Genomic DNA, 18,146 nt, shown 5'->3' with positions numbered 1-18,146 from the left:
TGCGCATTGATATATGTCAATTTTGGATAGATTATTTGAAATCATTCATATAGCATATAAAGGATGGAGACGCGGGACCTTCAGACTTTTCTGGCTGTTGCCGAAACAGGAAGCATCACCAAAGCGGCGGTGCTGCTGGAACGTTCTCAGCCCTCCGTCACCCGCACCATCCAGGAACTTGAGGCAAAACTCGGCTTTTCGCTTCTCCAGCGCGCCGGCAGGCGGGTCATGCTGTCCGATGAGGGCATCGCCTTCGAAGAAGAAGCCCGCCGTGTCCTGAATTCGCTGACGGGACTGGCAGCCCGCGCGCGTGCCATTGCCACCGGCCGGGGCCGCACGCTTCAGGTGGCGGCGACATCCGCCATCGCAACCGGCGTCATCCCCGCCGCGCTTTCCCGGTTCGCCGTCGAAAAACTGCCGCCTGAAATCCAGATCGCACAATATCTGCCCAACCGGGTTGCCCAGGAAGTGGGCTCCGGCGGTGCAGAGCTTGGCTTTTCCAGCATGCCGCTGGATGTGCCCGGTCTGGAGGTCGTGCGCCTTTATTGCGCCAACGACGTTGCCGCCCTGCCCGAAGGCGACCCGCTAGCCGACCATGACGTGGTGCCGCTTTCGGCCTTTGCTGGTCGCAGGTTCGTGACCATGCTCGATCCGGGCCGCTTCCAGCGACAGGTTTCGCAGACGATGGAAGCCCGCGGCGTCACACCGGGTCCGCTGATCCGCACCAATGTGTCCTATTCCGCACTCCGTCTTGTGCAGAAAACCGGCGTCGTTTCCATCATCGACCCGGTCAGCGCATACGGTGTCCAACTGCCCGGCGTGGTGATACGGCCGATCGATGTTGCCGTCCCGTTTTACTGGGGCGCCGTCACCGCGTCATCACGCCCCCTTCGCCCTCTCGTCACCCAGATGATCGAAGCCGTCGAAGCCGAAGCGCTCCGTCTCATTCCCGACCTGCAGATACTCGACCCCGCACGCAGTGCGCAGACCATAGACCGGCATGCTTCAGACAGTCCGGTCCCCCACCGAGGATCAGAATGACCAGTCAGCCCCACACCACGCCCGGAGCCGCGAACAGTCTGGATGCCCTGGCAAAGCGCATCCGCTTCGATCTCGATTGCCTCAACCTTCCATCGCCCAACTGGGTGCCCGAGAAGCAGAGCGGCAGGGGCGAAAAGATTCACGATGTGGTGGTCATCGGCGGCGGCATGTGCGGCCTCGTTGCAAGCTTCGCGCTTCGCACCAGCGGCATCCGCAACATGCGCATTTTCGACCGAAACCCTGAAGGGCTCGAAGGTCCGTGGCTGACCTATGCCCGCATGGAAACCCTTCGCTCGCCCAAGACACTGCCCGGCCCGGCCTATGGCATGGGGGCGCTGACCTTCCGCGCGTGGTACGAGGCGCAGCATGGCGCCGCGGCCTGGGAACGGCTCGACAAGATCCCCCGCCCCATGTGGATGGAGTATCTCATCTGGTACCGCAACGTTCTCGATCTCCCCGTCGAGAACGAGGTGGAGGTGACCAGTGTCACGCCGGAGGGTGAATTCCTGCGGCTGGAGCTGCGCGGCGCGGGCGCAAAGGAAAGCTCCGTCCTCACCCGCAAATTCGTCATGGCAACGGGCCGCGACGGCACCGGCCACCCCAACATTCCCGATTTCGTTTCCGGTCTGCCGAAACATCTCTGGGCCCACTCCTCCGAAGACATCGATTTCCCTTCGCTCAAGGGCAAGCGCGTCGTCGTAATCGGCGTCGGTGCCTCGGCGGTCGACAATTCGGCCGAAGCGCTGGAAGCCGGCGCAAGGGAAGTGCGCCACCTCATCCGCCGCCGCGAAATGCCCACAATCAACAAGATGATGGGCATCGGCTCCTTTGGCTTCACATCGGGCTATGCGGCACTGCCGGACGAATGGCGCTGGCGCTTCATGCAGTACTCCTTCGCCACGCAGACGCCTTCGCCGCGCGGTTCGACCATGCGCGTCAGCCGGCATGAGAATGCCTTCTTCCATTTCGGGCAGGGCATAGCCCGCGTCTGGAACGACGGCGACGAGGTGGTCATCGAAACCACCGCCGGCAAGACCGTTCGCACCGACTACCTCATCCTCGGCACCGGTTTCACCGTCGATCCCCTGGCCCGCGCCGAGCTCGGAGACGCCGCTGGCGAGATCCTGCTTTGGCGCGACCGCTACACGCCGCCGGCCGGCGAGGAAAGCCGCGAACTGGCCAACTTCCCCTACCTGAACGCCGACTTCTCTTTCCGCGAGCGCACGCCCGGTGCCGCCCCGTGGCTCTCCAGCATCTACTGTTTCAACTACGGTGCTTCCGCGAGCCTCGGTAAGGTTTCCGGCGACATTCCCGGCATCAGCGACGGTGCCCGCTGGCTCGCCTATTCCATCGCCGCAACGCTTTACGGCGAAGACGTCGAGACCCACTGGCGGGCGATGCTCGACTACGAAAAGCCCGAACTGCTCGGCGACGAATGGACCGAAACCGAGCTTGAAGACTGCGCAGCCAGGGGCGAGCGCGAACCGACCTATCAGACTGGAGGCTGAACACCGTCATGAGCGAACTTTCGCCCAACGACATCGTCATCACACAGGCCGGGATCGGCGCAAGCGGCTCCGTCCGCGAAGCGCTCGAAGGCCGCGCCGACATCATGGCCATGACGCAGGCAACCCATGATGCCGCCCTGAAACCCGGTGACCCAGGCGGCCTCTCCCATGGAGAACGCGCAGCGCTGGCCGCGCGCGTCGCCCGGCTCAATGAAGATGATGCCCTTGCTGCACACTACATGGCATTGCTCGAAGAAGCTGGTGCTGACGAAGCGGTCGCGGCCATGGCCGATCCGGCCCATGACGGCGAAGGGGATGCCCGCCGGGCCGCCCTTCTCGCCTACACCGATCTCGTTTCCACGCATCCGCGCGACACGACACCGGAAGACATCGAAGCACTGAAGAGCGCCGGCATTTCCGACGCCGACATCGTCCGGCTTTCCGAACTGAACGCATTCCTGGCCTATCAGATCCGCGTGATCGCCGGCCTCAAGCTGATGAGGGCGACAGCATGAGCACGATCATCCACGAGTTCACCACGAAGATCCCCGGCTGGCGCCCGCGTGTTCAGCCCATCAAGCTGGACGAGGCCACGCCCGAACAGCTCGACGCGCTGAAGGTCACGCCTTCCAACACGAAGGTGTCCGACTATGTTCTGGTGCTGGCCAATGACGTCGAGACGCTGAAAGTCCGCACCCCGCTTTTCAACGCAATCATGTATAATCGCGGCGGCATGGGCCGGGCAGAGCGCGAACTGAGCGCCGTTGGCGCCTCGGTGGTCAATCGCTGCGTCTATTGCGCCGCCGTCCACGCGAGCCGGTACAACCAGCTCACCAAGGACGAGCAGGCGATGCAGGCCATCTTCGCCGATGGCGAGAAGGCCGACCTTGACGAACGCCAGAAGGCGATCTTTCTGTTTGCGGCAAAGCTGTCCAGGGCGCCCAGCGAGGCGACCGAAGAAGACATGCAGGCGCTGCGCGACGCCGGGCTCAAGGACGACGAGATTCTCGATCTCATTCTGTCCGCGTCGCTGTTCGGCTGGGCAAACCGGCTGATGCACACGCTGGGCGATCCGGTGGTCGAGTAAAATTTTTTGGGGCTGATGTTTTGAGTAAAGTGGAAAGCAAACTGCGTGTGGGCATTGCCGGGGCCGGAGCCATCGCCTTCGGTGCCGCGGCCTTTCTCGAACAGTCGGGCCACAGCCCGGTTCTCTGGTCGCCCTCGGGCGAACGCACAAAGAGACTGGCAGCGGGCGAACCCCTGATCGCCACCGGTGCCGTCGAGGGAACGTTCCATCCTGGCGTTGCGCCGTCGGCCGAGGCGCTGGTGGCCGATGCAGACGTGATCCTGATCGCGCTGCCCGGCTACGGGCACAAACACGTCTTCGATGCAATCGCACCCCATATCCGCGCCGATCAGGCGGTGATCATTTCCTCGCACGCCTCCTTCGGCGCGCTCTACCTGTCAAAGCTTCTGGCCGCGCGCGGGGTCACTGTCCCCATCGTCGCATGGGGCACCACCGCCACCACAGGCCGCCAGCCAAGCCTCGTGGAAGCCAGCGTCAACACGGTGCGCAGCAAGATCGATCTCTGCACGGTTCCTGAAAGCCGGGCGAGCGAAGGTCTGGAGCTTTGCCAGCGCCTCTTCGGCGACCGTTTCGTGGAGCGCGACGGGCTGCTTGCCATTGCACTGAGCAATCTCAACCCGCAAAACCATATGGGCATCGCCCTTTGCAACATGACCCGCATGGAGCATGGCGAAACCTGGAGCCAGGGTTTCAACGTCACGCCCAATGTGGGGCGGCTTCTCGAAGCGCTCGACCGTGAGCGGCTGGCCATCGCCGAGGCGCTTGGCCTTTCCGTGCGCACCATCTTCGAGCATTTCCACCTGTCTTTCCATGTGCCGCAGGACACCGTCTCGGCCATGAACCAGAAAATGCATGAGGAAGGCCGCGGCGGTACGGGTCCGGCAACGGCAGACAGCCGCTACGTGACCGAAGACGCGCCCTACGGCCTGCTGATGACGGTGAAGCTGGGCGAAATGACGGGATGTGACGCCAGTCTGCACCGATCCGGCGTGGAGATTTTCTCGGCCATGTACGGACGCGATTTCTTTGCCGAGAACGAACTTCTGGGCGCGCTTGCACTGGACAGTATGGCGCTCGATGACCTTAAGACCCTGTGCCGAGAGGGCTATCGCTCACAAACGGTACCCGCATAAAAAGCAGGGCAACAACAGGAGCCGGAAAGAGCTCCGACAGAACTGCGCAGAACGCGACGAACAGACAACAACCGAAAGAGGGTTAGAACGATGACCAAATTCATCACCAACCGCAGGCAATTCATCAAGAGCAGCGCCGCCGGCGCCGCCCTTGTCGCTGCCCCCGCCTATCTCCGCTCCACCGCAGCGCGCGCCTCGGGCGTCGTCAATGTGTGGACCTACGCCAACTTCATCCCCGATGATTTCAAGGCCGAGTTCGAGAAGGACACGGGCATCGAGATCCAGATCCGCCTCGTGGACGACCAGGGCAAGCAGTTCAACCTGCTCGCCGCCGAAGCACCGAACCCGACGGCCGACATCGTCACCGTCGCCGGCCACCGTTTCCTTCAGTTCATCTCTTCGGATCTGCTGGCTCCGCTCGACACGGATCGCCTCAAGAACTGGGGCAACATCAATCCGATCTATTCGGAAAGCGACTGGGCCACAATCGACGGCAACAAATGGGGCGCGCCGATCCTGTCGGGTGCCGAAATCCTCGCCTACAACACCGAAGTCGTCAGCGAAGACGAAGTGAAGAGCTGGGACGTTCTCTTCTCGGACAAGTACAGCGGCCAGACGGCCTACACCATCCAGGACATGATGTCCGTCGTCATGCTCTACAAAGGCTATGACGGCAACATGGTTGCCTATATGGACGATCCGGAGAAGGCTGCGGAGATCGTTGCGGAAGCACGCGACTTCCTGATCGAGAAGAAGCCGCTCGTGCGCAAATATTACGACGCAGGCGCGGAAGTGCAGCAGATGTTCATCAATCAGGACATCGTCCTTGCTCACGCCTGGAACGGCCCGATCGCCAAGCTCATCACCGATGGCTTCCCGGTCGACATGACCATTCCGAAGGAAGGCACCTATGGCTTCGTTTACACGCTGAACGTCGCCAACAATGCTCCCAATTCCGACAATGCCTATGCGCTTCTCGATGCGCTGCTGGCCAACCCCGAAGTGGGCGCTGAGATGACCAAGTCGTCAGGCTTCATCTCCACCTACAAGGGCGCCGATCAGTATCTCTCGGACATCGAGAAAAAGGCATCGTCCTTCACCGAGGAGGAACTGGCAGGTCTGCAGTTCTTCCGCGCCGAGGCCAACGACATGAAATACAAGCTCGTTGACCCGGCCGTGGAGCAGATCAAAGCCGCCTGATGGCCAAAACGCCGGGCGGGCAGCCCCCGCCCGGCAGGTCTTAAACCTTCGTCGTGCCGCCGGGTTCATCAAACCCCGGACAGCACGCAATGAAAAACACGAGCAACCGTCTCAATGGCCCACGCAGATACCGACAGGGCAGACCTTCGAAAGTCGACCGCGCCGGATGGCAGGATGACCTTTTGGGGAGCACTGCTGCAGAACGGCGCTTATCAGGCCGTCGCCAACACGCTGTTCAAGTCGCAGCGCCGCCAGTTCTGGATTCTGGCGAGCCTGCCCCTCTTCTGGATATTCTTTGCCAATCTCGGCCCCATCGTCGAGATGTTCTGGATCGGATTTCTGGACTCCTATCCGCCGAAAGTGGGTCATGAGCCGCAGTTCACGCTCGCGAACTGGGCAGCGTTCTTTCAGGACCGGGTGTTCATCATCCCGTTCTTCCGCACGCTTGCCTTCTCGTTCATCTTCACCGCGATCACGCTGCTCATCACCTATCCGGTGGCCTATTTTCTGGCCAAGCATGTAAGCCGCAAGAACCAGCTTCTGTTCCTGCTGCTCCTGCTCATCCCGTTCTGGGTGGGCGAGATCGTGCGCACCTACGCGATCATGATCCTGCTCGGCAACAACGGCGCGGTCAATCTGGCGCTCAAGTCGCTCGGTCTCATCGATCGCCCCATACCGTTCATGTATACGGGCTTCTCGCTCGGCGTCGGCATCATCTACCTGACCGCGCTTTACATGCTTCTGCCGCTCTACTCGGCACTGGAAAAGCTGCCAGACAATTATCTCGAAGCCGCAGCCGATCTCGGTGCCGGTGCGTGGACGCGCTTCCGCCGCATCACGCTGCCGCTTTCCAGGGAAGGCATCGCGTCAGGCTGCACCCTCGTCTTCCTGATTTCGACCGGCTATTACGCGACACCGGTGCTGCTCGGCGGGCCACGCTCGACCGTCTTTGCGGAAACCATTGCCGGTTTCTTCCACGTCGCGGGCGATCAATGGCCCATGGGCGCGGCCTTCTCCTCGATCATGCTGATCGCAACGCTCGGCGTGACCGGCCTCTTCCTCAAGCTGATGGGCCGTGACGGAAAGGGGATGATGCGATGACCCGCAACACACGCATTCTGATGTCGGTCATCTACTGGGCCTTCATCGTCTATCTCTTCGTGCCGCTGGCGCTCATGGTGACAATGGGCTTCAAGGATTCGAAGTTCATCGGTTTCCCGATCCGCTCCTGGACACTCGACTGGTACGCCGCCGTCATACAGGACACGCAGGTCCTGTCGGTCTTCGGCTATTCGATGACCATCGCCATTGCGACCACGATCCTGTCCTTGATCATCGGCACCTGGGTGGCCGTGTTCCTTGGCCCCAACCAGTTCCGGGGCAAGGCGATCATCTTTGCGCTCGCCTGCCTGCCGGCGGTCATCCCCGGCATCATCTCGGCCATCGCGCTGCGCATCTTCGCCCGCCTGATCGACATCGAGCCGGGCATGTTCGCCATCATTCTCGGCCACACGGTGCACAATGTGCCCTTTGTCGCTCTGGTGGTGATGGCACGCCTTTCGACCCAGCCGAAAAGCCATATCGAGGCCGCGCGCGATCTCGGAGCCGACAGCATTGTCGCCTTCTTCCGCGTCACGCTGCCCTATCTGAAGCCCGCGCTGATCGGAGCCGGCATCTTCTGCATGCTCCTGTCCTTTGACGATTTCGTGCGCGCCTTCTTCCTCGGCGGCTACCAGCCGACGCTTCCGGTGCTGATCTTCGCCAAACTGCGTTCGGGCATGTCGCCCGAGATCAACGCCATTTCCACCATCGTTCTCATCATGACCGCGATCCTCGGCCTGTGGGCCGAGCGTTCCATGCGGCGCCTGAACAAAGGTTCCTGACCATGACCGGCGAAAAGGACACCATCGTCCATATCGACAACGTCACCAAGCGCTTCGGCAATGTCGTCGCGGTGGATCAACTGGACATGAAAATCATGGCCGGCGAATTCGTGACCTTCCTCGGCCCCTCCGGCTGCGGCAAGTCGACGACCCTGCGCATGCTGGGGGGCTTCGAAAACCCCTCCGAGGGCCGGATCGTGCTCGATGGCGTCGATGTGACAAGCCAGCCCCCCAACCGGCGCGACGTCAACATGGTGTTTCAGGACTATGCGCTCTTCCCGCACATGACCGTGGGCCAGAACGTCTCCTTCGGGCTCGAACTCAAGGGCAAATCGCGCCCAGAGATCGAACGCCGCATGGCGGAGCTGCTCGACTTCCTGCAGCTTTCCGGCTTCCGCGACCGCACGCCGGACCAGCTCTCCGGCGGCCAGCGCCAGCGCGTCGCGCTTGCCCGCGCGCTTGCTCCCGACCCGAAACTCCTGCTCTTGGACGAGCCACTCGGCGCGCTCGATGCCAAGCTGCGCGGTCAGGTGCAGATCGAACTGAAAGACATCCAGAAGCGCACCGGCAAGACCTTCTTCTTCGTCACCCACGACCAGGAAGAAGCGCTCACCATGTCCGATCGCATCGTGGTCATGAATGCCGGCCGCGTCGAGCAGTCCGGCACGCCTGAAGACCTCTACTTCCGTCCCGAGAGCCGTTTCGTGGCCGAGTTCATCGGCGAGACGAACCTGATCAACGGCACCGTGCGCGGCGTGGAGGAGAACGCTGTCGTTCTCGACTGGAATGGCCTTTCCATCCGCGGTTCGGGCCATGGTCACCGGCCCGCCGCGGGCGATAACGTTACCGCCTCGCTGAGGCTGGAAAACGTGACCTGCCACAACAAGAAGCCGGCAAATCAGAATGCCGTCGAAGGCAAGGTGGTCAGCAAGCTCTTCAAAGGCAGCCGCACCTCGCTGGACATCCGCGTCGGCGAGCGCGAAGACAGCATCATCCGCGCCTATATGGACGCCGGCAATGCTGCCGAAATCGCCAATGATCAGCTATGGATCAGCTGGGAGCCGGAGCGGCTCACGGTGCTGCGCGACTGAGTGCGGGCGTGGGGCGTCGTGATGGCACGGTGCCCTTCACCCGGCCTCGGGCTGGCCGATCCAGGTCTCGAATTCATCGAGCTGGGCGAAGGTCGCAGGACGCAGCCTTCCCCATTTGGATGCATCGGAGACCAGAAACCTCCGCTGCGACCGCGCCATCGCCGCGCGTTTGACGGCAACCTCGTGAAAGTGAAAGCAGGTCACGCCTTCGCTTTCATGGATACCGGCGGCGGAGAAAAAGCCCTTGGTGATGTTGATCTCCTGCAGCATCCTGAGTGCGGTGTCTGAGCTAAAACTTCCGCTTTCGGGATGATAGATGCCGGCAAGCAGTATGAGATTCACCCCTTCCAGCCGCGATATGATTTCGGCGATGTTCATCGCCTGCGTCACCACCGTGACATTCGCGTTCTGCGGAAGATTGGCAGCCAAATACTGCAGCGTCGATCCGCAGTCCACGAAGATCGTATCCTCCGGTTCAACCAGAGCTGCCGCGCGGCGCGCCACCTGCGTCTTGGCCTGCGTGTTCGTCCCCTGAGCATGAGACAGCGAATAGCGTTCGCCATTCTCATTGGCAGACATAATGTAACCGCCCAGGCACAGAATGCCATTATCGCCATCCCCCAGATCGCGCCGGATCGTTATCTCGGATGTGTTCAGCGCCTGCGCCGCCTCGGCGATGTGCAGTATGGTCCCTGACGCGCAGAGCTTCTTGAGCGCCTCAATCCGCGCCGCTCGTCCGGATGGTCTCGCCACATGATTCTCCTGGCCATTGAGTTTGAGCGATACTCCATCGCCTGGGCGGGTATCCGCAAGTGTGATCATTCGCTTGCAGAGGGTTGCAGGTTATGATCGGATATGATCATATTGAACCGAATTGATCAATATTGCCGCAAGATATTGAGTTAATTCGTTCAATATGTGTTCCCGATGCGCAAATTTCCTGCGCATTACCGGAACCAAGGAGGAGGATCCGTCAATGAAAGCTCTGCTCACCGCAGCTTCTTTAGCCCTGTCCCTTTTGGGCACGTCCGCGCTCGCGGAACAGATCGTGGATACATCCAAGCTCAACAATGAGCTGATCGCCACGAAAGACGACAAGAAATACACAATTGCCACAGTCGTGAAGGTCGACGGCATCGCCTGGTTCGACCGCATGCGCGACGGTGTCGAGCAGTTCAAGGCCGACACCGGACACGATGTCTGGATGGTCGGCCCGAGCCAGGCTGATGCCGCCGCTCAGGTGCAGATCATCGAAAACCTCATCGCCCAGGGCGTCGATGCCATCGCCGTCGTTCCTTTTTCGGTGGAAGCCGTCGAGCCGGTGCTCAAGAAGGCGCGTGACCGCGGTATCGTCGTCATTTCGCACGAGGCCTCGAACCTCGAAAACACCGATTACGATCTCGAGGCCTTCGACAACCTCGCCTACGGTGCCAACCTTATGAAGGAGCTCGGCAAGTACACGGGCGGCAAGGGCAAATATGTCGCCACCGTCGGCTCGCTGACCTCCAAGAGCCAGATGGAATGGGTGGACGGCGCCGTCGCCTATCAGAAAGAGCACTTCCCGGACATGGAAATGGTCGGCGACCGTCTCGAAACCTATGACGACGCAGCCACCGACTACACCAAGCTCAAAGAGGCGATGACCACCTATCCGGACATCACCGGCATTCTCGGCGCTCCGATGCCGACCTCGGCCGGCGCCGGTCGCCTGATCGCCGAAGGCGGCCTGAAGGACAAGGTCTTCTTTGCCGGCACTGGCCTCCCCTCCGTCGCGGGCGAATATCTCGCCAATGGCGACATCCAGTACATCCAGTTCTGGGATCCGGCCGTTGCCGGCTACGCCATGAACATGCTCGCCATCGCCGCGCTTGAGGGCAAGGGCGACCAGATCAAGGCAGAGCTCAATCTCGGCCTCAACGGCTACGAGTCGCTGATCACGCCGAATGAAGATCGTCCGAACCTGCTCTACGGAGCCGGCTGGGTCGGCGTCACCGCCGACAACATGGACAAATACGACTTCTGATCCTGAAAAGCGCCGGCGCACTTTCGCGTGCGCCGGCGCTGGATCACTGGCCATTCATCCCTGCCTGAACAGGCCTTCCCATTCAGCCTGCCGGAAAAATCATGTCCGAGTATCTGATCGAGCTGAAGAACATCAGCAAGCGCTTCGGTGGCGTTCACGCACTTGACGGCGTCTCCATGGGCATTCGTCCCGGTGAGATTCACTGCCTCGCCGGCGAGAACGGTTCTGGAAAATCCACCATCATCAAGGTCATGTCGGGCATCTACACGCCCGACGAGGGTGAAATCCTGTTTGACGGCAAACCCGTCAGCCGACTGGACCCGATCACCGCCGTACACAAGGGTGTGCAGGTGATCTATCAGGATTTTTCCCTCTTCGGGAATCTGACCGTGGCCGAGAACCTCGCCCTCAACACCTATCTGCTTGAAGGGCGCGGGCGCATGGACTGGCCACGCGCCCGCAGGATGGCGCGCGAGGTTCTGACCCGTCTCGACGTCGAGATCGATGTCGACGCCGAGGTGGAAACCCTTCCCACCTCCGGCAAGCAGATCGTCGCCATTGCCCGCGCCATTCTCGCCAGGGCCCGGCTCATCGTCATGGACGAGCCGACCACCGCGCTTACCGGGCACGAGGTCGACGCGCTCTTCGCCATTGTTCGCGATCTGCAGGCGCAGGGCATCGCCGTTCTGTTCGTCAGCCACAAAATGCGCGAGATGCTGGAAATTTCCGAACGCCTGACCGTGTTCCGAAACGGAAAGAAGGTCGCCGAAGGCGCTATGAGCGACTTCGACGAACCCGCAATCACCCATGCCATGACCGGGCTCGAGCTCGACGACGAGCCCTACGCACCCGACATTGCGCCAGACACGCCACCGGCCCTGGAGGTCGAGAGTCTGAGCGTGCCGGGAAGCGTCGACAATGTCAGCCTTTCGCTGCGTCCGGGCGAGATCGTCGGTGTTTCGGGGCTGATCGGCTCCGGCCGAACCGAGCTCGCGCAGGCGCTCTTCGGAATGGAGAACGCCACAGCCAGATCTTTCCGCATCGCCGGACAGGACGCCTTCCCGCATTCGGTGCAGGACGCCATCGCGCATGGCATCGCCTATGTGCCGGAAGACCGGTTGAGCGAAGGTCTCTTTCTCACTCAGTCCATCGAACGCAACATGGTGGTGAGCATCCTCGACCGCCTGCGGCGCGGCCTCTTTCTGGACCGCGAAGCCATGCGCCAAAAGACCGAGGATATGTTCGCCTCCATGCAGATTGCCGCTCCGTCGCCGGAAACTGCGGTCGGCAATCTTTCCGGCGGCAATGCGCAGCGCGTCATGCTCGGGCGCTGGCTCCTGACGGGAGCAAAAGTGCTCATTCTCAATGGCCCGACCGTGGGCGTCGATGTCGGTTCCAAAGCCAAGATCCACCACATCATCCGCGACCTTGCCCGCAAGGAGGGCGTCGCCGTGCTGATGATCTCGGACGACGTGCCGGAACTGACCGGAAACTGCAACCGCATCCATGTCATGCATGACGGCCGTTTCGTGGCCGAATTCGCCGGTGCCAACATGACCGAAGATGCGATCAACGACAGCCTCAAGGCATTGAAGTAAGGCGGTGAGATGAAAAGGTTCCAATCCACGGAGACCGTGATTGCCCTCGTCCTGCTGGCGGTGATGGTTCTGATCGGCCTCGTCAATCCGGCCTTCTGGGGGGTCGCCAATCTCTTCAGCCTGGCCAAGGCCAACGTCGTGATCGGCATCATGGCGCTCGGCGTGCTGCTGATCATGATTTCGGGCGGCATCGATGTGTCGTTCCCCGCCATTTCCGCGGCCGCGCTCTACATCACGGTGCGCACCATGGTCGCGCTCGATTATGACGGCGTGCTTCTGCCCTTCATTGCCGCCTCCGTGATCGGCGTTCTGCTCGGCGCATTCAACGCCTTCATCATCGACCGGTTCAAGATGATCCCGCTGATCGTCACCCTCGGCACCGCCTCGATCATACGTGGCCTCGTGCTGGGTCTTCTGGGCACGTCCATCGTCAACATCAACAAGATGCCCGATGCGCTGATCGCATTCGGCAAACAGGATCTGGCGTCCGTGACGGCGCAGAACGGCGCGACGGTCGGTCTGACCGCGATGATCCTCGTCTATCTGGCCATTGCGCTCGTGATCCACATCATCCTTCGCCACACCATGACCGGCCGTTCCGTCTATGCCTATGGTGGCGACCCGGAATCGGCCCGCCGTGCCGGCGTGAACACCCGCCGCACGATCTTCTTCGTCTACTGCACCGCAGGGCTCCTGGCGGGCTTTGCCGGCCTCCTCCACAGTTCCATGATCTGGCAGGCGAACCCGCGCGACTTCATCGGCCTGGAGCTCGATGTCATCGCAGCCGTGGTGCTCGGCGGCGCTTCGATCTTCGGCGGGCGCGGATCGGTGCTGGGCACCATGATCGGCGTGTTCACGCTGGTCATGGTGAAGAATTCGCTGATCCTGATGAAGGTGGACACCACCTGGCAGCGCGTTGTCGTCGGCCTGATCATCATTGCAGCGACGGCGATCACCGCGTGGCGCGACCGCAAGAAACTGGCCTGAGGGGGAGCACAAGATGAGCGCTAAAGCCGAAGAAAAATCCCTCGTTCGCCGCCTGCTTGGCAGCGATGCCTCCATCGCACAGCTCGCCGTGATCACAGTGGTGATCTTTGTCCTGATGGCGGCAATGAACCCCGACAAGTTCCTGCGCTACTACAATTTCGAGTCCATCACCTACATCATGCCGGAGCTCGGCATCCTGTGCATCGCAATGATGGTCGCCATGCTCACAGGCGGCATCGACCTTTCCATCGTGGCGATTGCCAATCTGGCGGCCATCACGGCGGGTGTCTATTTCCGCCATCCCATGGTTGCCGAGGCGCTCGATGCGGGTGGTCTTGGCCTTGTCCTGCACACCGCCACGGGGGTGACGATCGCACTTCTTGTCGGCCTGGCGGCAGGCCTGGTTAACGGACTTCTGATATCGCGCCTGCGCATCATTCCCATTCTGGCGACACTCGGCACAGGTCAGGTGTTCGCCGGTCTGGCGCTCGTCTTGACCGGCGGGCCAGCCATCGTCGGCTACCCCGAAACCTGGAACTGGATCGGCACGGGGAAACTGCTCGGTGTTGCGGCCCCGTTCTGGGTGTTGATCCTCGTCGCCCTGGTGGTCGCCGTCCTGCTTCGACGCACGCACCTCGGCGTGAACCTGATGCTGATCGGCACCAATGCCCGCGCCGCCGTCTTCGCCGGCATCCGCAGTTCACGCATGATCCTCTACAGCTATGCCCTGACGGGCGTCATGGCCGCCATTGCCGGCATCCTCCTGTCCGGGCGCACCAATTCGGCCAAGGCCGATTTCGGCGCGTCCTATCTGTTGCAGGCAGTTCTGATCGCCGTTCTCGGCGGCACCAATCCGGCAGGCGGCAAGGGGCGCGTCCTGGGCGTCCTTCTGGCACTCGTCGCACTCATGTTCCTGTCTTCCGGCATGCAGATGATGCGGGCATCCAACTTCATGATCGATGCGGTCTGGGGCGCTTTCCTGGTGCTGGTGATCGCCATCAACTATCTGAGGTCCGGCAAATGAGCGCTACCGAAAACGACACCATTGTCCATCTTTCACCGGATCTGATTCCGGACCGCGGCGAACGCGTTCTGGCAACCCATGGCGCCTTCGCCGTCACGGCCTTCCGGTTTCCCTCATCCGTTGAGGGTTTGCGCATCGAAAACGCACGCGGACAGGTGACGGTTCTGCCCTATCTCGGTCAGATGATCTGGGATGCCGTGTTCGATGGGCGGCGTCTCACCATGGGCAATGTCTTTCCCTACCCGCGCCGCGGTTCTTCCATCCTCGAAACCTATGGCGCTTTCGCCTACCACGCCGGCGTGCTCCGCAACGGAACTCCCGGCCCGACGGATGATCATCCCCTGCACGGTGAAATGCCGGTTGCAGCCATGGACAGCGCCCAAATTCGTTTTGGAGAAGACGATCGGGGTGTCTTTGCCGAAGTCGGTGGTCATGTGGAACATGTCATGGGGTTCGGGCCGCATTACGTCGCCCGGCCCTGTGTGCGCCTGCATGCGGAAAGCGGCCTGATCCATGTGGAGATGGCGGTCAAGAATCTGTCGGCGCACCCGATGGAACTCATGTACATGCTGCATGCCAATTTCGACTTCGTCGCCGGCGCAGAAATCCACCAGCCAACCGGTTTTTCTCCGGAATCCACCGTGGTCCGCAAGGCGATCCCCGGGCACGTGACGCCATCGCCGGCCTTCAAGGCTCTCTTGGAAGATCTCGCCGTCAATCCCGCGCGCATGCGCAGGCTGGATGAGCCCGAGCTCTACAGCCCGGAACAGGTTTTCTATCTACGTCATCTCGGCCGCGATCAGACAGGCCGCACACGGCTCGTCATGGAATTGCCCGAGGGCGACGGCTTTTCTGTCAGCTACGACCCGGCAGATTTTCCTCACTGCGTCCGCTGGATCCTGAACGATGGCGATGCGCAGGTCGCGGCCTTCGCCCTGCCCTCCACCTGCGAGCCCGAGGGCTACACCGCAGAGAAGGCCAAGGGGCATGTCCGCATGCTTTCGCCCGGCGAGACCGCGCGCTTCCCCGTTACCCTCGGCTATCTGAGCGCGCAGGAAGCACCTGCCGCGATCTCGGATGTCAACGATATGAGCAAGGACTGACCCATGGCTTCACCCGAAAAGGCCGGACGCATCGCCGTTGTCGGCTCCAACATGGTTGATCTGATCACCTATATAGACCGGATGCCCGAGCCGGGCGAAACGCTGGAAGCGCCCAGCTTCGAGAGCGGCTGCGGAGGCAAGGGTGCCAACCAGGCGGTTGCGGCCGCGAAACTCGGCTCCGCCGTTAGCATGATCACCAAAGTGGGCGATGACCTTTTCGGCGACAACACAATCCGCAACTTCTCCGACCACGGCATCGACACCCGCCATGTCGCCAAAGTGGCTGGAAAGTCGTCCGGCGTTGCGCCCATCTTCGTGGAAGAGTCCGGAGAAAACTCGATCCTGATCGTCAAGGGTGCGAATGCGGATCTCCTGCCCGCCGATGTCGATGCCGCAGAGGACACCCTGCGTGAAGCGGACCTGATCCTCATGCAGCTCGAGATTCCGCTCTCGACGATCTACCACACCGTGCGCCGTGCCGCCGAATGGGGTGTGCCGACCATCCTCAATCCGGCCCCGGCCACGAAAGAGCTGAGCGTCGCCGATCTCAAAAGCCTCGGATTCCTCGTGCCCAATGAGAGCGAGCTTTCTCTTCTTTCAGGCATGCCGACCGGCACCGAAGATGAAATCCTTGCCGCTGCCCGCAGCCTCATCGAAAAAGGCATCGGCACGATCATCGTCACGCTCGGTGCGCGTGGCGCGCGTCTCGTTACCGCCGACCGTTTCGCTTCCATCGAGCCCGTTCGCGTCACACCCGTGGACACGACCGGTGCGGGCGATGCCTTCATCGGCTCCTTCGCGCATTTCCTCGCAGCGACGGGAGACACGGAAAGCGCCCTCAATCGCGCGGCGCGCTACGCGGCCTATTCTGTTGGCCGCCGCGGCACACAGAAATCCTACGCTTCCGCCGATGAGTTCGAGAAGTTCTCCAAGGAAACAGTCGGCTAAACCCGCCGATATTCCACGCCCCGCGCCCGTGCGAGCGACAGCTTCAGCCGCTCGTCGGAAAGACGCTCAAGGCAGATGCGCCGACCATTGGCCGTAAACAGCCATCGTCCATTCCCAAGCGGTGTCATTGTTGCTGCGCTTCTGCGCGGCCCCGCACCCCAGTTGAGCGTCCGCCCCTCGATCTGAAGAAACGCACCATCGCAAGTCCAGTCGCCGTCGAGACCGGGCATCGCCGCGTCGTCCTTCGCGGGCAACAGCCTGACTGGACGGTGAAAGAGCTCTCCGGTCAGTGCACCATCCTCATACCGCAGGCGCATGCGCGATTGAGCCGCATTGGAGACGAACCAGCCGTCTTCGCCTTCAAACAGCGTCTCCTCCGCGTCGCGAACCACGATCGATCCTGGCCGCACCTCCGCCCAGAGGTCCCCTTCGGCAGCCGCGTACAGCCCCGCCGGTGCCCATCCTTGCGCAGGTTTCAAAAGCGCCCCGTCCGTTACACCGCAAAGCGCTGCACAGACATGTGCTGCGAGCCCGGTCGCGTCGCCGTCGTCGCGGTTGGTGAGAACCACAAGCGAGATGCCCTGATCCGGATCGCACAGGAATCCAGCACGGTAACCGGCCTGTGCGCCGCCATGACCCGGCACCGCCATATTGCCGATGCGCGTCAGGCTTATTCCAAGCCCGTAGCCGGTTGCCTCTCCCGAGCCGAGCGGCAGCGGTCGTGCAATCCGGTCGAAAATCGCGCGCGGCATCAGATCGGCGAGCCAGCATGCGAGATCCATGGCCGACCCGGAAAGTGAGCCGGCAGCCGATAAATGCATGCCCTGAAATCCTTCGGACCATCCATCGGCCTCAGGCACGTGCCCGGGCACCAGACCCGGCACCGGGTCGGTCCAGTGTTCAGAAGCCCGCATGCCGATGCCAAGCAGCTTCGCATGGGCCGCAACCATCTCGGAGAAAACAAAGCCCCGTCGCGCCATCGCCATTTCCAGCAGGCGATAGCCGCCATTCGAATAAGCGACCTCGGCCCCCGGCGCAGCGTTAAGCCAGTCGAAACCGGCCATCCACAGATATAGCGCATCCGCCTCGGTGCGCTCATGCGCGCCGACGCCCAGGAGGGTCAGGCACTCGCGCGGATCCGGCAACCCGCCCTGCATGGCCAGCGCCTGTCCGACCGTCACCGCCGCAGGCGCGGCTGAAAGCTCGGGCAGCGCCTCGCCCAGAGGCATATCGAGGCTAAACGCTTCGGACTCCAGAAGACAGGTTGCGAACACATGCTTGGTTACGGACGCCCAGCGAAAGACGCTGTCGGGCCCCAGCGGTCCGAGCCCAGCCCCGCAATGACCCGCTGCCGCGATCAGGCGCGGCATGCCCCGTTCCATGCCGAGAACCACACCTCCTGGCCCGTTGCCCGTCCAGCTCTTGAGCTTTTCATGCGCTGCGGCTTCCGCAGCCGGCCAATCGCGTCTCGACATTCCCCGTCCCCATCCGCAGGTGCCGTTCATCACAGCTTCGATGCC

17 protein-coding genes are annotated in these 18,146 nt (G+C 61.9%); 15 read left to right on the top strand and 2 right to left on the bottom strand.

All coding sequences use genetic code 11. From position 1 onward, the window contains the following. Positions 1-63: 63 nt before the first annotated feature. The 9 genes from AC07E3_RS14670 to AC07E3_RS14630 all read left to right on the top strand — a co-directional run bounded on the left by AC07E3_RS14670 (position 64) and on the right by AC07E3_RS14630 (position 8,943). Positions 64-1,041 (top strand): LysR family transcriptional regulator, encoded by a 978-nt coding sequence (locus tag AC07E3_RS14670; protein ID WP_336071230.1) that lies wholly within the window; start codon positions 64-66, stop codon positions 1,039-1,041. Next, the gene (locus tag AC07E3_RS14665) at positions 1,038-2,549 is read left to right on the top strand and encodes an NAD(P)/FAD-dependent oxidoreductase (protein ID WP_336071231.1); all 1,512 of its coding nucleotides are present in this window, start codon (positions 1,038-1,040) and stop codon (positions 2,547-2,549) included. The genes AC07E3_RS14670 and AC07E3_RS14665 overlap by 4 nt, the downstream gene beginning before the upstream one ends. An 8-nt stretch (positions 2,550-2,557) precedes the next feature. Beyond that, entirely contained in the window at positions 2,558-3,064 is a 507-nt protein-coding gene (locus AC07E3_RS14660; RefSeq protein ID WP_478362912.1) for a CMD domain-containing protein, read from the top strand. Then, positions 3,061-3,636, top strand: coding sequence for a peroxidase-related enzyme (locus tag AC07E3_RS14655; protein ID WP_336071233.1), 576 nt, complete (start codon positions 3,061-3,063; stop codon positions 3,634-3,636). The genes AC07E3_RS14660 and AC07E3_RS14655 overlap by 4 nt, the downstream gene beginning before the upstream one ends. Positions 3,637-3,677: 41 nt before the next feature. Then, entirely contained in the window at positions 3,678-4,769 is a 1,092-nt protein-coding gene (locus AC07E3_RS14650) for an NAD/NADP octopine/nopaline dehydrogenase family protein (protein WP_478363038.1), read from the top strand. 90 nt (positions 4,770-4,859) lie between these two features. Next, positions 4,860-5,969, top strand: a complete 1,110-nt coding sequence (locus tag AC07E3_RS14645; RefSeq protein WP_478362910.1) for an ABC transporter substrate-binding protein — start codon at positions 4,860-4,862, stop codon at positions 5,967-5,969. 174 nt (positions 5,970-6,143) lie between these two features. After that, positions 6,144-7,070: an ABC transporter permease gene (locus tag AC07E3_RS14640; RefSeq protein ID WP_478362908.1), complete on the top strand. Its 927-nt coding sequence runs from the start codon at positions 6,144-6,146 to the stop codon at positions 7,068-7,070. Further along, the gene (locus tag AC07E3_RS14635) at positions 7,067-7,852 is read left to right on the top strand and encodes an ABC transporter permease (RefSeq protein ID WP_007010292.1); all 786 of its coding nucleotides are present in this window, start codon (positions 7,067-7,069) and stop codon (positions 7,850-7,852) included. Before AC07E3_RS14640 ends, AC07E3_RS14635 begins: the two co-directional genes overlap by 4 nt. Positions 7,853-7,854: 2 nt before the next feature. Next, positions 7,855-8,943, top strand: coding sequence for an ABC transporter ATP-binding protein (locus AC07E3_RS14630; RefSeq protein WP_478362906.1), 1,089 nt, complete (start codon positions 7,855-7,857; stop codon positions 8,941-8,943). Between the two features lie 36 nt (positions 8,944-8,979). Here AC07E3_RS14630 and AC07E3_RS14625 read toward each other — a convergent pair whose 3' ends face one another. Next, positions 8,980-9,696, bottom strand: a complete 717-nt coding sequence (locus AC07E3_RS14625; protein WP_322340695.1) for a DeoR/GlpR family DNA-binding transcription regulator — start codon at positions 9,694-9,696, stop codon at positions 8,980-8,982. A gap of 223 nt (positions 9,697-9,919) precedes the next feature. On the opposite strand from AC07E3_RS14625, the gene AC07E3_RS14620 reads away from it, so the two are divergent. The 6 genes from AC07E3_RS14620 to rbsK all read left to right on the top strand — a co-directional run bounded on the left by AC07E3_RS14620 (position 9,920) and on the right by rbsK (position 16,626). Then, positions 9,920-10,966, top strand: a complete 1,047-nt coding sequence (locus AC07E3_RS14620) for an autoinducer 2 ABC transporter substrate-binding protein (protein WP_065817861.1) — start codon at positions 9,920-9,922, stop codon at positions 10,964-10,966. Positions 10,967-11,067: 101 nt separating this feature from the next. Beyond that, positions 11,068-12,564, top strand: coding sequence for a sugar ABC transporter ATP-binding protein (locus tag AC07E3_RS14615; protein WP_336071237.1), 1,497 nt, complete (start codon positions 11,068-11,070; stop codon positions 12,562-12,564). A 9-nt stretch (positions 12,565-12,573) separates the two neighbouring features. Further along, positions 12,574-13,551, top strand: a complete 978-nt coding sequence (locus tag AC07E3_RS14610; RefSeq protein WP_478362904.1) for an ABC transporter permease — start codon at positions 12,574-12,576, stop codon at positions 13,549-13,551. A 13-nt stretch (positions 13,552-13,564) separates the two neighbouring features. Next, entirely contained in the window at positions 13,565-14,575 is a 1,011-nt protein-coding gene (locus AC07E3_RS14605) for an ABC transporter permease (RefSeq protein ID WP_478362902.1), read from the top strand. Then, positions 14,572-15,678, top strand: coding sequence for an aldose 1-epimerase family protein (locus AC07E3_RS14600; protein WP_478362900.1), 1,107 nt, complete (start codon positions 14,572-14,574; stop codon positions 15,676-15,678). Before AC07E3_RS14605 ends, AC07E3_RS14600 begins: the two co-directional genes overlap by 4 nt. Positions 15,679-15,681: 3 nt before the next feature. Further along, a complete protein-coding gene (gene rbsK, locus AC07E3_RS14595) occupies positions 15,682-16,626 on the top strand; it encodes a ribokinase (RefSeq protein ID WP_478362898.1) in 945 nt (314 codons plus the stop codon). On the opposite strand, the gene AC07E3_RS14590 is transcribed toward rbsK, so the two are convergent. Beyond that, positions 16,623-18,101: a serine hydrolase domain-containing protein gene (locus AC07E3_RS14590; protein WP_478362896.1), complete on the bottom strand. Its 1,479-nt coding sequence runs from the start codon at positions 18,099-18,101 to the stop codon at positions 16,623-16,625. The two genes, rbsK and AC07E3_RS14590, sit on opposite strands and share 4 nt — an antisense overlap. Positions 18,102-18,146: the final 45 nt, after the last annotated feature.

It is taken from the genome of Nitratireductor lacus, from assembly GCF_056431025.1.
This window is presented reverse-complemented; position numbering and strand designations above follow the sequence as displayed.

Bases quoted from the DNA above. Each gene is read 5' to 3' on its own strand.
- AC07E3_RS14660 (WP_478362912.1), top strand. From the start codon at position 2,558: ATGAGCGAACTTTCGCCCAACGACATCGTCATCACACAGGCCGGGATC.
- AC07E3_RS14630 (WP_478362906.1), top strand. From the start codon at position 7,855: ATGACCGGCGAAAAGGACACCATCGTCCATATCGACAACGTCACCAAG.
- AC07E3_RS14600 (WP_478362900.1), top strand. From the start codon at position 14,572: ATGAGCGCTACCGAAAACGACACCATTGTCCATCTTTCACCGGATCTG.
- AC07E3_RS14645 (WP_478362910.1), top strand. From the start codon at position 4,860: ATGACCAAATTCATCACCAACCGCAGGCAATTCATCAAGAGCAGCGCC.
- AC07E3_RS14605 (WP_478362902.1), top strand. From the start codon at position 13,565: ATGAGCGCTAAAGCCGAAGAAAAATCCCTCGTTCGCCGCCTGCTTGGC.
- AC07E3_RS14610 (WP_478362904.1), top strand. From the start codon at position 12,574: ATGAAAAGGTTCCAATCCACGGAGACCGTGATTGCCCTCGTCCTGCTG.
- AC07E3_RS14635 (WP_007010292.1), top strand. From the start codon at position 7,067: ATGACCCGCAACACACGCATTCTGATGTCGGTCATCTACTGGGCCTTC.
- AC07E3_RS14665 (WP_336071231.1), top strand. From the start codon at position 1,038: ATGACCAGTCAGCCCCACACCACGCCCGGAGCCGCGAACAGTCTGGAT.
- AC07E3_RS14670 (WP_336071230.1), top strand. From the start codon at position 64: ATGGAGACGCGGGACCTTCAGACTTTTCTGGCTGTTGCCGAAACAGGA.
- AC07E3_RS14640 (WP_478362908.1), top strand. From the start codon at position 6,144: ATGACCTTTTGGGGAGCACTGCTGCAGAACGGCGCTTATCAGGCCGTC.
- AC07E3_RS14615 (WP_336071237.1), top strand. From the start codon at position 11,068: ATGTCCGAGTATCTGATCGAGCTGAAGAACATCAGCAAGCGCTTCGGT.
- AC07E3_RS14655 (WP_336071233.1), top strand. From the start codon at position 3,061: ATGAGCACGATCATCCACGAGTTCACCACGAAGATCCCCGGCTGGCGC.
- AC07E3_RS14590 (WP_478362896.1), bottom strand. From the start codon at position 18,101: ATGTCGAGACGCGATTGGCCGGCTGCGGAAGCCGCAGCGCATGAAAAG.
- rbsK (WP_478362898.1), top strand. From the start codon at position 15,682: ATGGCTTCACCCGAAAAGGCCGGACGCATCGCCGTTGTCGGCTCCAAC.
- AC07E3_RS14620 (WP_065817861.1), top strand. From the start codon at position 9,920: ATGAAAGCTCTGCTCACCGCAGCTTCTTTAGCCCTGTCCCTTTTGGGC.